Below are 12,391 nucleotides of genomic sequence, written 5' to 3'. Positions count from 1 at the left end.
TAGTGGCGCGCCCGAGAGGATTCGAACCTCTGACCGCCTGGTTCGTAGCCAGGTACTCTATCCAGCTGAGCTACGGGCGCATGCCTGAAAACGGAACGATCAAAGGGTGGCGCGCCCGAGAGGATTCGAACCTCTGACCGCCTGGTTCGTAGCCAGGTACTCTATCCAGCTGAGCTACGGGCGCACACTTAAAGATCTTACCGCCTGTTGTCGATTTAATTGGCGCGCCCGGCACGATTCGAACGTGCGACCGCCTGGTTCGTAGCCAGGTACTCTATCCAGCTGAGCTACGGGCGCTAAATGGCGGTGAGAGAGGGATTCGAACCCTCGATACCCAAGAGGTATACACCCTTAGCAGGGGTGCGCCTTCAGCCACTCGGCCATCTCACCTCGACAACGGCGCGTATACTACAAGACTGATTTTCAAAATAAAAGCATTAATTTGAAAATCTCAGTCTTCGCTCTCCTGGCCACTCTTTTCGCGCTGGATACGCTGGTAAATCTCTTCGCGGTGTACCGATACATCCTTGGGTGCATTAACACCGATACGAACCTGATTACCCTTGACACCCAGCACAGTTACGGTGACATCGTCACCAACCATCAGTGTTTCGCCTACACGGCGGGTAAGAATCAGCATGGGTGGATCTCCTCAATTACATCCTTTAGGGGCGCTGACCTTGGGTACAACCTGACTTCACCGCAGCAGCCTTTTCATAAAAATCCTAACTGTCACTAAAGTCAAGTCAAAGCCGCACCAAGTTGTTGCCTGGCACATACAGAGTATGTGCCAGAATCAACTCATTCGCAGACGGTATCCGCCTTATCCAGGTTAAATGCCGTATGCAGGGCTCGCACTGCTAGCTCCATATATTTCTCCGCGATGACCACGGAGACCTTGATCTCTGACGTCGAGATCATCTGGATATTGATGTTCTCTTTCGCCAAGGCATCGAACATCTTGCTGGCCACGCCTGCATGGGAGCGCATCCCCACACCGACGATAGACACCTTGGCGATCTTGGCGTTACCGGAACAACCGCGTGCCCCCAACTCCGTCACCACCTGTTCGAGAATGCTCTGCGCGCGCTCGAAATCATTGCGGTGCACGGTGAAGGTGAAGTCGGTCGTCTGGTCGCCGCCCACGTTCTGGACGATCATGTCAACTTCAATATTTTCACGACTGATCGGTCCCAGAATACGCGACGCCACACCCGGAATGTCGGGCACGCCCATTACCGTCAGTTTAGCCTCGTCGCGGTTGAACGCTATGCCAGAGATAACGGGTTTTTCCACGGTTTCTTCATCCTCTATGGTAATCAGGGTCCCAGGACCGTCCTGGAAGCTTGACAATACACGCAGCGGCACATGGTACTTGCCAGCGAATTCAACGGATCGTATCTGCAACACCTTCGAGCCGAGACTCGCCATCTCCAGCATCTCTTCGAAGGTAATCTTGTCCAGACGCTGGGCACCGGCAACCACACGCGGATCTGTCGTGTATACGCCATCTACATCAGTATAGATCTGACACTCGTCGGCTTTCAGCGCTGCAGCCAATGCTACACCCGTGGTATCGGAGCCACCGCGTCCCAGAGTCGTGATATTGCCGTGATCATCCACCCCCTGGAAACCGGCGACGATGACCACTCGCCCAGCCTCCAGATCCGCACGCATGCGGCCGGTTTCGATATCCTGGATACGCGCCTTGGTGTGGGCGCTATCGGTCAGGATACGCACCTGACCGCCGGTGTAGGAGCGCGCATCGACGCCGCGTTTCTTCAGCGCCATCGCCAGCAAAGCGATCGTAACCTGCTCGCCGGTGGAAACCAGTACGTCCATTTCACGACGGTCGGGCTGGTCCTGAATCTCGTTAGCCAGGCCGATCAACCGATTGGTCTCACCGCTCATTGCAGAGACGACTACGACTATATCGTCGCCACGCTCACGGAAACCCTTTACCTTCTCCGCAACAGCTTCGATGCGCTCGACTGAACCCACCGAAGTGCCACCATACTTCTGAACGTATAACGCCATTTCGACTGTTTCCCTAAACCCCCTGTCTCAGGGGCATGATCCGCTAACTTAGAGCGCCTGAGCCACCAGCGCCTGCACCGATGCCAGGGCCGCCGGCATAGCTGCCAGATCGGAGCCGCCGCCCTGTGCCATGTCCGGGCGTCCGCCGCCCTTACCACCCAATTTGGCAGCCAGTTCCCGCACGAGGTCACCGGCCTTGACACGGTCGGTCAGATCCTTGGTCACCCCAGCGGCAACGCTTACCTTGTCATCCTGAACCGTCATCAAGACAACAACACCGCTGCCCAGCTTGTTTTTCAGCTGATCGATACTGTCACGCAGAGACTTGGCCTCGACTCCGTCGAGCTGAGCCGCCAGCACCTTGATGCCAGCCACTTCAACGACCTGACTGAGCAGGTCACCGCTAGCGGCCGAGGCCAGTTTAGCGGTCAAGCGCTCGATCTCTTTCTCCAGCTGGCGGTTACGCTCACTGAGCCCCTTAACCTTCTCGACCACCGAATCGCGGGTACCCTTGACCAGCGTCGACAGATCACCGACAACCGCCTCGCTGTCACGGAACCAGCGCAGCGCGCCGACACCGGTTACCGCCTCGATACGACGCACACCGGCGGCGATACCGCTCTCGGATACGATCTTCATCATACCAATATCACCAGTACGGCTGGCGTGAGTTCCACCACAGAGCTCGACGGAGAAACCGTCACCCATGGTCAGCACTCGCACCACATCTTCGTACTTTTCACCAAACAGCGCTGCAGCGCCTTTGGCCTTGGCCTCGTCGATCGGCATCACCTCGGTCACGACCGGGCTGTTGGCGCGAATCTGGGCATTGACGATATCTTCGACCCGCTGAATCTCCTCGGCGCTCATCGCCTCAAAGTGCGAGAAGTCGAAACGCAGGCGTTCGGCATCGACCAGCGAGCCTTTTTGCAATACATGGCTGCCCAACACCTCTCTCAGCGCGGCATGCAGCAGGTGGGTCGCCGAGTGGTTCAGCGCAGCACCACGACGCTTGTCCACGTCGATCTCGGTGGATACGGTATCGCCCAGCTCCAGCACGCCCTCGACAACCTCGCCCTGGTGCAGATGCGCCTTACCCTCTTTGGTGCAGCCGGTTACGGAGAACAGGCCACGATCCCAGCGAATGACACCGGTGTCGCCAACCTGGCCGCCCGATTCGGCGTAGAAGGAGGTATTCGCCAATACGACAATGCCACGCTCTCCCGCCGACAGCTGCTTGACCGGTTCACCGTCACGGAACAGTCCGACCACCTCGGCGCGATCCTCAAACGCCTCATAGCCGGAGAAGCGGGTCTCCCCATCAACCTTGATACGGGCGTTATAGTCGACTGAGAACTGGCCGGAAGCACGCGCACGCTGGCGCTGCTGCTCCATTTCGACTTCAAAGCCGTCCATATCCAGGCTCAGATCATGTTCGCGTGCCACATCAGCGGTCAGATCCACCGGGAAGCCGTAGGTGTCGTACAAGCGGAACACCGTTTCACCAGGCAGCACCTTGCCGTCCAGATCGGCGATAGCCTGCTCCAGCAACGCCATGCCGTTATCCAGCGTACGGGCAAACTGCTCCTCCTCTTTCAGAATCACGCGCTCGACCTGTGCCTGCAGCTCGACCAGTTCCGGGTAGGCTTCGCCCATCTCGTTGACCAATGGCGCAACCAGCTTGTGGAAGAAGGTACCCTTCGCGCCCAGCTTGTTGCCGTGGCGTACCGCGCGGCGCAGGATACGACGCAGAACATAGCCCCGCCCCTCGTTGGAGGGCAGCACGCCGTCGACGATCAGGAAAGCGCAGGAGCGGATATGGTCGGCAATGACACGCAGTGATTTCGCCGTGGTGTCGGTAACACCCAGTTCCTTGGCGGCAGCGTTGAGCAGATTCTGGAACAGGTCGATCTCATAGTTGCTGTGCACGTTCTGCATCACCGCGGAGATACGCTCCAGCCCCATACCGGTGTCGATGGAGGGGGCTTCCAGCGGCGTCATCTGGCCGTCGGCAGAACGGTTGTACTGCATGAAGACGATGTTCCAGATCTCGATATAGCGGTCGCCATCGTCGTCCGGACTTCCCGGAGGACCACCGGCCACGTCCGGACCGTGATCGTAAAAAATCTCTGAACAGGGACCGCAGGGACCGGTATCGCCCATCGCCCAGAAGTTGTCTTCGTCCAGCTTGGAGAAACGCTCAGGATCGGCGCCGATCTCCTCTTTCCAGATCTTTTCCGCCTCATCATCGCTGTGATGAACCGTGACCCACAGTTTCTCTTTCGGCAGTCCCAGCACTTCGGTCAGGAAGGTCCAGGCGAAACGGATCGCATCACGCTTGAAGTAGTCGCCAAAGCTGAAATTGCCCAGCATCTCGAAAAAGGTGTGGTGGCGCGCCGTGTAACCGACGTTTTCCAGATCGTTGTGCTTACCGCCCGCCCGCACGCAGCGCTGCGAGGTGGTGGCACGGCTATAGCTGCGCTTGTCGGTACCCAGGAACACATCCTTGAACTGAACCATGCCGGCGTTGGTGAACAGCAGGGTCGCGTCATTGCCCGGGATCAGCGGACTGGACGGAACAATCTCATGCCCCTGCTGGTGAAAATAATCCAGAAAAGCCTGGCGAATCTCGGCACTCGTCATGTATTTCATCTGAATAAACCGTTTTCCTAAAGTCCTGTTGCCACGTACAACGCGATCCGGTGAGGGAACGAGCCAGCATGCCAATGACTAGCCGCCTCGCCTACCCCGACTGAACGCCGCTGCTGACGCGCCTGGGATGGAATATAGCTGCCACACGCGCAAAATCGCCGCAAAAAATGGCGGGGTAGTATATAACGTGTGTAATTTTTGTTCGACAATTTTTGCTGCGTTCAGCGCCCGACTCTGCAGCCTCAGGTCAACATCGCCAGCACTACTCGTCCACCTCCAGCGCGTAACGCACCTCATCGTAACCAAACCCCCGGCCCAACAGATAGCGCGACCGACGGGCACGCTCTTTGGCATCATCCGGAGCCGCCTCACCATACTTGCGTACAGCCTGACGTCGCGCCAACTCAAACCAGTCTATCTCCAGCTCGTTAAGCGTACTGTCGATCAGTGTCGCGGACACCCCCTTCTGCTGCAGGTCATATCGAATGCGCCTCTCGCCATAACCCTGCTCACTTCTCTGTCGCGCCTGACTCTGGGCAAAACGGCTATCGCTTTGATAACCCTCTGCCGCCAGCCGATCCAAAACCGCGATCAGCATCTCGCCAGCCTCTACTCGAGGCCCAAGTCGCGATATCAGCTCACTACGGCTGTATTCCCGACGCGCCAGCAACTGGATCACCGCCGACACCAGTGCAGATTCATCCTCAATCTTCTTGGCTGAAGGTTTGCCGTTGAACATATTCACTCCATTGCCATTCAAGACAACAAAAAAGGCCCCAAAGGGCCTTTCAGAACTATAGCATCGGTAATGCGATCAAAACTCCAGTTCGGCGTTCTTCTCCGCCTCGGAGACTGATTCACTCTCTTTGTCTTTTGCCCTGGGTACGTTGAGCAGTTCGGTACGTATAGCCAGCTCGATCTCAGCAGCGACCTCCGGATGCTCCTCAAGGTAGCGCGCGGCGTTGGCCTTGCCCTGACCGATCTTGTCACCCTTGTACGCATACCAGGCACCGGATTTGTCGATCAGCTTCTGCTGCACGCCGAGATCGATCACCTCGCCCATATGGTAGATACCGGCACCGTACATGATCTGGAACTCAGCCTGACGGAACGGCGGTGACACCTTGTTTTTGACCACCTTGACGCGGGTCTCATTACCGACCACCTCTTCGCCCTGCTTGACCGCACCGGTACGACGGATATCCAGACGCACGGAGGCGTAGAACTTCAGCGCGTTACCGCCGGTGGTGGTTTCCGGGTTACCGAACATAACGCCGATCTTCATGCGGATCTGGTTGATGAACACCAGCAGGCAGCCGGCCTGCTTGACGCTGCCGGTCAGCTTACGCAGTGCCTGGGACATCAGACGCGCCTGCAGACCAACATGGGAGTCGCCCATCTCGCCCTCGATCTCCGCCTTGGGTACCAGCGCGGCTACAGAGTCGACGATGATCACATCCACCGCACCGGAACGCACCAGCATGTCGGTGATCTCCAGCGCCTGCTCACCGGTATCCGGCTGGGACACCAGCAGGGAGTCGACATTGACGCCCAGCTTTTCGGCATAGATCGGATCGAGCGCGTGCTCGGCATCGACGAAGGCACAGGTTTTACCCTGTTTCTGTGCTTCGGCGATCACCTGCAGGGTCAACGTGGTCTTACCGGAGGACTCCGGCCCGTAGATCTCGACGATACGCCCATAAGGCAGACCACCGATACCCAGTGCGATATCCAGACCGAGCGAACCGGTCGAGACAGCAGGAATCGCTTCGCGCGGCTGGTCACCCATGCGCATGACCGCCCCTTTACCGAACTGACGTTCAATCTGCGACAAAGCCGCATCAAGCGCTTTCTTTCTGTTATCGTCCATCTCTCAACCTTTAGCTGGGCTCGAATGAATACTGTATGCCTAAACAGTATTATTCCAGAACCGGATCGATTTGCAACCCTGGATCAGGATCAAATTAATCGGGCAGATAGGCAATCAGCCCCTCCAGCGCCTGCTCCACCGCCTGTCGGCGCACCGACTCTCGATCACCATGAAAAAAACTCAGGCAACTGACGGTCGGCCGCCCCTTGACCGCCCAGGCGAACCAGACGGTGCCGACCGGCTTCTCGTCGCTACCGCCGTCGGGCCCGGCAACGCCGCTGATCGACACACTGATATCGGCATCGCTGTTACGCAACGCGCCTTCGGCCATCTCCACGGCGACCGCCTCACTGACCGCACCATAGTGTTCCAGCGTTTTCGCCTGAACACCCAACATCCGCTGCTTGGCCGAATCGGCATAGCTGACATAGCCGCCGACAAACCAGGCCGAACTGCCGGGCACAGAGGTTATCGCCTGCGCCACCCAGCCCCCGGTGCAGGATTCTGCCGTCACCGCACTCAAACCGGCTCTCTTCAGAGCCTGCCCTACCCTCAGCGCTAATGCTTCCATCTCCCCCCCTCGCAGCCGGTTGCCTGTCGCGGGTTACCTCCCCACGACCGATCGCGTAGAATCGTCACCGGATCTTTTTTTGCCATTAGAACGCCGCCAACTTCGCGATTCAATCCCCGAAACCCGGTCTGCAGATAGCCCAACCTATGACAGCACAAGCCATCCCAAACGCCGCCCACCATACACCCATGATGCAGCAGTATCTCCGGATCAAGGCCGAGCATCCAAACCAACTGCTGTTCTACCGCATGGGCGATTTCTATGAGCTGTTCTACGACGATGCCAAGCGCGCCGCCAAGCTGCTCGATATCTCGCTGACCGCGCGCGGAAAATCCGCCGGCGAGCCGATCCCGATGGCAGGGATACCTTACCATTCGGCCGAGACCTATATCGCCAAGATCGTCCGTGCCGGCGAGTCGGTGGTGATCTGTGAGCAGGTGGGCGACCCGGCCACCAGCAAAGGCCCGGTGGAGCGTCAGGTGGCGCGTATCGTCACCCCCGGTACCCTCAGCGATGAAGCCCTGCTCGACGAGAGTCGGGACAATCTGCTGACCGCCATCGACGGTGACCAGGGCCGTTTCGGTGTGGCACTGGTGGATATCAGCAGCGGACGCTTCAGTCTGCTTGAGGTAGAGTCGCAGGAGGGGCTGCTGGCGGAGCTCGAGCGTCTGCGCCCGGCCGAGATTCTCTACCCGGAACACAGCGCCATCAGCGCTCTGCTGCAAGGACGCTGCGGCCTGCGCCCCCAGGCGCCCTGGCACTTCGAGCGCGACACTGCACGCCGACTGCTGTGCCAGCAGTTCAATACCCAGGATCTGTCCGGCTTCGGCTGCGATCATCTACCGCTGGCGATCGGCGCCGCCGGCTGCCTGCTGCAGTATGCCAAGGACACACAACGCAGCGCCCTGCCGCATATCCGGCGCATGCAGATCGAACAGCGCTCCGACGCGGTGTTGCTCGATGCCTCCACGCGCCGCAATCTGGAGCTGGACCTGAACCTCTCCGGCGGCACCGACAACACGCTGGCATCGGTGTTGGACAAAACCCGCACACCGATGGGCGGACGCATGCTCAGGCGCTGGCTGCACCGGCCACTGCGCGAGCGCAACACGCTGCTCGCTCGTCAAGGGGCTATCGGCTGGCTGCGGCAGGAGTTTCGCTTCGAAACCATCGCCGAGACCCTGCGTCCGGTCGGCGATATGGAGCGTATCCTGTCCCGTGTCGCGCTGCGTTCGGCACGCCCTCGCGACCTGGAACGACTCAAGCTCGCACTGGCCAACCTGCCCAGCCTGCAGCAGCAGATGACGGACAGCAATACCACCCGCATAGAGGAGCTGCGCCAGCAGATCGGCACCTTCCCGGCACTGGCCGAGCTGCTCGAACGGGCTATCATTGAGTCACCGCCGATGTTGATTCGCGATGGCGGCGTCATCGCCGAGGGTTATGATGCCGAACTCGATGAACTGCGCGGCATGAGCGAGAACGCCGGGGACTACCTGCTGGAGCTGGAAGCACGTGAGCGCCAGCGGACCGGCATCAGCACCCTGAAGGTCGGCTATAACCGTGTCCACGGTTACTACATTGAAGTCACCAAGGCGCAGGCAGTCGATATGCCGGTGGAGTATCAGCGTCGGCAAACACTGAAGAATGCCGAGCGTTATATCACGCCGGAACTGAAGACCTTCGAAGACAAGGCACTGAGCGCCAAGGGGCGCTCACTGGCGCGGGAGAAGCAGCTCTACGAAGCGCTGCTGGAGAGCATCGCCGAGGAGCTGGCCGAGCTGCAGGACTGCGCCGGTGCCCTGGCAGAGCTCGATGTACTGCAGAACCTGGCCGAGCGCGCTGAAACGCTGGACTATGCGCCTCCCACACTGGTCGAGCACGCCTGCATCGAGATCGAAGGGGGGCGCCACCCGGTGGTCGAAGCGGTACTCGATACCCCCTTTGTCTGCAACAACCTGCATCTGGACCCGCAGCGCCGCATGCTGATCATCACCGGCCCCAACATGGGCGGTAAATCCACCTACATGCGTCAGGCCGCGTTGATCACGCTACTGGCACATATCGGCAGCTATGTACCGGCAACGTCTGCGACTATCGGCATTGTCGATCGCATCTTCACCCGTATGGGCTCGTCCGACGACTTGGCCGGCGGACGCTCCACCTTCATGGTGGAGATGACCGAAACCGCGAACATACTGCACAACGCCAGCGACCGCAGCCTGGTGCTGATGGATGAGGTCGGGCGCGGCACCAGCACCTTCGACGGTCTGTCGCTGGCCTGGTCCTGTGCTGAGTTCCTGGCCCGGGAAGTGCGAGCCTTCACCCTCTTCGCCACCCACTACTTCGAACTGACCACCCTGCCCGAACAGTGCGATGGGGTGCAGAACGTGCACCTGACCGCCGTGGAGCACAACGACCATATCGTGTTCATGCATGAGGTGCAGCAGGGCCCGGCCAGTCAAAGCTACGGCCTGCAGGTCGCGCAACTGGCCGGCGTACCGCCACACGTCATCGCCCAGGCACGGGAGAAACTGATCCAGCTGGAGCAGGACACCCGCGCCGCCGACCTGCGTCCCGCCCCGACCCGGCAACCGATGCCGAAGGAGAATCCAATCCAGAGCGATCTGTTCATCGCTCCGGTACCCTCGGAAGCGGAACAGAAACTGGCCCAGATCGATCCGGACGAGCTGACGCCCAAGGCGGCACTGGAGCTGCTCTACGAACTGAAAAAGTTGGCGCGTTAAGCGCGCCTTTCACCCGCCACTGGCTATACTGCCAGCAACGAGCCGCAACAGGGAGCACGAGCGATGACCTATGTCGTGACCGAGAACTGCATTCGCTGCAAATACACCGATTGTGTCGACGTCTGTCCGGTCGACTGCTTTTACGAGGGGCCCAACTTCCTGGTCATCCATCCGGATGAATGCATTGATTGCGGCCTCTGCGAGCCCGAGTGTCCCGCCGAGGCGATACTGTCCGAAGACGATCTGCGCGACGAGCAGCAACCCTATGTAGCCCTGAACGCGGAGCTGGCGGAACTCTGGCCCAATATCAGTGAACGCAAGGCGCCACTACCGGATGCCGAAGAGTGGAACGGCGTTACCGACAAGCTGAAATATCTGGAACGCTAGCGACTACTGAATCAAACCTGGATAGCGCCGCTCCTGCGCATCCATGCGCCCGCGGCATACCGTACATCCTGTATAGCGCCGCTCCTGCGCATCCATGCGCCCGCNNGGATAGCGCCGCTCCTGCGCATCCATGCGCCCGCGGCATACCGTACATCCTGTATAGCGCCGCTCCTGCGCATCCATGCGCCCGCGGCATACCGTACATCCTGTATAGCGCCGCTCCTGCGCATCCATGCGCCCGCGGCATACCGTACATCCTGTACATAACAACGGGGCCATTTGGCCCCGTTCGCATAGCTGTCGGCAGCTGTTTACTGCAGTAGATCCTCGCCACTGAGACCGTTCTTCTCCACGATCTCGCGCAGCTTGCGCAGCGCCTCGACCTGAATCTGGCGTACCCGTTCACGGGTCAGGCCGATCTCCTTGCCGACCTGTTCAAGCGTCGACATCTCATGCCCACGCAAGCCGAAACGGCGCGACAGCACATCGGCGTGCTTCTCCGGCAGCATATCCAGCCACTTGTTCAGGTTGCCGCTGATATTGGTATTCTGCAGCAGGGTCTCCGGATCGCCGGCTTCCTGATCGGCAATGGTATCGAGCAGCGATTTATCCGAACCGCCCCCGACCGGCGTATCCACCGAGCTTATCCGCTCATTGAGCCCCAACATCCGCTCCACATCCTCCACCGGTTTGTCGACCAGATTGGCGATCTCTTCGGGCGAAGGCTCATGATCCAGCTTCTGCGCCAACTCGCGGGATGCGCGCAGATAGACGTTGAGCTCCTTGACCACGTGGATAGGGAGACGGATAGTCCGTGTCTGGTTCATGATGGCACGCTCAATCGTTTGGCGTATCCACCAGGTTGCATAGGTGGAGAAGCGGAAGCCCCGTTCGGGGTCGAACTTTTCCACTGCGCGGATCAAACCGAGATTACCCTCCTCGATCAGGTCGAGCAGTGACAGTCCGCGGTTGATATAGCGTCTGGCAATCTTCACCACAAGGCGCAGGTTACTCTCGATCATACGCTTGCGCGCCGCGCCGTCGCCTTTGAGTGCCAGACGAGAGAAATAGACCTCCTCTTCGGCGCTCAGCAGTGGCGAGAAACCGATCTCGTTCAGGTACAGCTGGGTTGCATCCAGCGTTTTGGCATTAACCAGATCCTTATGCGCCATGCTGCCGCGACCGCGACCGCTGTTGATGAATTCCGGTACATTTTCGTCTTCGGACTCATCATCGGCGTCGACATCGCTATCATCGACATCGTCGAGCTCCATATCCTCATCGGATTCGATGTCAGGATCTCGACCGGCATTCATCGACTCGTACTCTTTGGTACTCACGTTTTCCATCTGATTACCCCCATGCGTGTTAACTCTACGCCATTCTGCTTATTATTTTTTTATTGTTTTTCGGGTAGATACTTCAGCGGATCTACGGGCTTACCATCACGCCTGATCTCAAAATGCAGCATTGGACGGCTGGTTCCGGTATTGCCCAATTCAGCGATCTTATCGCCTTTCTTCACACTATCACTTTCTTTTACAAGAATGCGACTGTTATGTGCGTATGCACTCAGGTATTGGCGGTTGTGATTGACGATGACCAGATTGCCATAACCCAACAACCCGCTGCCAGCATACACCACCTTACCAGAGGCAGCCGCATAGACCGGATCACCGATCCTACCCGCCAGATCGATCCCCTTGTTGGGGCTGTTTCCGCTGGAGAAACGCCCGATGAGCGCCCCCTTACTGGGCCACTGCCAGTCAACGGGACCGATCGAAGCACCGCTTGTCGCCCGCTCAACAGGCGCTGCCTGAGAACTCCGCTTTTGCTGGTTGCTCGATGATATTTGAGTCTGGGACGCGGTTTTGGTTCCGGAAGGGTCTCCGATTGAGCTCCTCCCCCCTTTCAAGCGCAGCTTCTGTCCGGGGTAGATGATATAGCGGCTATCGATGCCGTTGATGGAAGCCAACTCGCGAAAATCCAGCCCATAACGCCAGGCGATGGAGTACAGAGTATCCCCTTGCCGCACGGTGTAGCGGGATGGAGCGGGAGAGGAAACCCGACCGCCCAGCGATTGCTCGGTCACAGGGGCGTATCCGCCGGAGCAGGCTGACAGTGCGA

10 protein-coding genes and 4 tRNA genes are annotated in these 12,391 nt (G+C 59.0%); 2 read left to right on the top strand and 12 right to left on the bottom strand.

The features are described from left to right. Positions 1-3: 3 nt before the first annotated feature. From KQ940_RS12335 to KQ940_RS12290, 10 genes are all read right to left on the bottom strand, one after another. A tRNA-Arg gene (locus KQ940_RS12335) sits at positions 4-80 on the bottom strand. Between the two features lie 27 nt (positions 81-107). Further along, positions 108-184, bottom strand: a tRNA-Arg gene (locus tag KQ940_RS12330). Positions 185-220: 36 nt separating this feature from the next. Continuing rightward, a tRNA-Arg gene (locus KQ940_RS12325) sits at positions 221-297 on the bottom strand. Between the two features lie 4 nt (positions 298-301). Next, positions 302-390, bottom strand: a tRNA-Ser gene (locus tag KQ940_RS12320). A gap of 61 nt (positions 391-451) precedes the next feature. Further along, positions 452-640, bottom strand: a complete 189-nt coding sequence (gene csrA, locus KQ940_RS12315) for a carbon storage regulator CsrA (protein WP_188751202.1) — start codon at positions 638-640, stop codon at positions 452-454. A 161-nt stretch (positions 641-801) separates the two neighbouring features. After that, the gene (locus KQ940_RS12310; protein WP_217413940.1) at positions 802-2,037 is read right to left on the bottom strand and encodes an aspartate kinase; all 1,236 of its coding nucleotides are present in this window, start codon (positions 2,035-2,037) and stop codon (positions 802-804) included. 48 nt (positions 2,038-2,085) lie between these two features. Beyond that, on the bottom strand, positions 2,086-4,680 hold the full coding sequence (alaS, locus tag KQ940_RS12305) for an alanine--tRNA ligase (RefSeq protein WP_217414007.1): 2,595 nt from the start codon (positions 4,678-4,680) through the stop codon (positions 2,086-2,088). Positions 4,681-4,951: 271 nt separating this feature from the next. Next, positions 4,952-5,428, bottom strand: coding sequence for a regulatory protein RecX (locus KQ940_RS12300; protein WP_217413939.1), 477 nt, complete (start codon positions 5,426-5,428; stop codon positions 4,952-4,954). A 75-nt stretch (positions 5,429-5,503) separates the two neighbouring features. Further along, positions 5,504-6,559, bottom strand: a complete 1,056-nt coding sequence (gene recA / locus KQ940_RS12295) for a recombinase RecA (RefSeq protein ID WP_217413938.1) — start codon at positions 6,557-6,559, stop codon at positions 5,504-5,506. A 94-nt stretch (positions 6,560-6,653) separates the two neighbouring features. Further along, positions 6,654-7,130: a CinA family protein gene (locus KQ940_RS12290; protein ID WP_217413937.1), complete on the bottom strand. Its 477-nt coding sequence runs from the start codon at positions 7,128-7,130 to the stop codon at positions 6,654-6,656. A 146-nt stretch (positions 7,131-7,276) separates the two neighbouring features. Here KQ940_RS12290 and mutS point away from each other — a divergent pair, with 146 nt between their 5' ends. Next, positions 7,277-9,877 carry a DNA mismatch repair protein MutS gene (gene mutS / locus KQ940_RS12285; RefSeq protein ID WP_217413935.1) on the top strand — a complete coding sequence of 867 codons (2,601 nt, stop codon included), beginning with the start codon at positions 7,277-7,279 and terminating at the stop codon, positions 9,875-9,877. A 63-nt stretch (positions 9,878-9,940) separates the two neighbouring features. Further along, the gene (fdxA, locus tag KQ940_RS12280; RefSeq protein ID WP_217413934.1) at positions 9,941-10,264 is read left to right on the top strand and encodes a ferredoxin FdxA; all 324 of its coding nucleotides are present in this window, start codon (positions 9,941-9,943) and stop codon (positions 10,262-10,264) included. A 311-nt stretch (positions 10,265-10,575) separates the two neighbouring features. Here the strand turns inward: fdxA and rpoS are convergent, their stop codons facing one another. Next, on the bottom strand, positions 10,576-11,613 hold the full coding sequence (rpoS, locus tag KQ940_RS12275) for an RNA polymerase sigma factor RpoS (protein WP_217413933.1): 1,038 nt from the start codon (positions 11,611-11,613) through the stop codon (positions 10,576-10,578). Positions 11,614-11,663: 50 nt separating this feature from the next. Then, positions 11,664-12,356, bottom strand: coding sequence for a peptidoglycan DD-metalloendopeptidase family protein (locus tag KQ940_RS12270; protein ID WP_343222655.1), 693 nt, complete (start codon positions 12,354-12,356; stop codon positions 11,664-11,666). Positions 12,357-12,391 lie beyond the last annotated feature (35 nt).

It is taken from the genome of Marinobacterium ramblicola (assembly GCF_019084545.1).
GTDB lineage: Bacteria > Pseudomonadota > Gammaproteobacteria > Pseudomonadales > Balneatricaceae > Marinobacterium_D > Marinobacterium_D ramblicola.
This window is presented reverse-complemented; position numbering and strand designations above follow the sequence as displayed.

Coding starts and splice junctions, on each gene's coding strand:
- KQ940_RS12290 (WP_217413937.1), bottom strand. CDS start 7,130: ATGGAAGCATTAGCGCTGAGGGTAGGGCAGGCTCTGAAGAGAGCCGGT.
- csrA (WP_188751202.1), bottom strand. CDS start 640: ATGCTGATTCTTACCCGCCGTGTAGGCGAAACACTGATGGTTGGTGAC.
- alaS (WP_217414007.1), bottom strand. CDS start 4,680: ATGACGAGTGCCGAGATTCGCCAGGCTTTTCTGGATTATTTTCACCAG.
- KQ940_RS12300 (WP_217413939.1), bottom strand. CDS start 5,428: ATGTTCAACGGCAAACCTTCAGCCAAGAAGATTGAGGATGAATCTGCA.
- fdxA (WP_217413934.1), top strand. CDS start 9,941: ATGACCTATGTCGTGACCGAGAACTGCATTCGCTGCAAATACACCGAT.
- KQ940_RS12310 (WP_217413940.1), bottom strand. CDS start 2,037: ATGGCGTTATACGTTCAGAAGTATGGTGGCACTTCGGTGGGTTCAGTC.
- mutS (WP_217413935.1), top strand. CDS start 7,277: ATGACAGCACAAGCCATCCCAAACGCCGCCCACCATACACCCATGATG.
- rpoS (WP_217413933.1), bottom strand. CDS start 11,613: ATGGAAAACGTGAGTACCAAAGAGTACGAGTCGATGAATGCCGGTCGA.
- recA (WP_217413938.1), bottom strand. CDS start 6,559: ATGGACGATAACAGAAAGAAAGCGCTTGATGCGGCTTTGTCGCAGATT.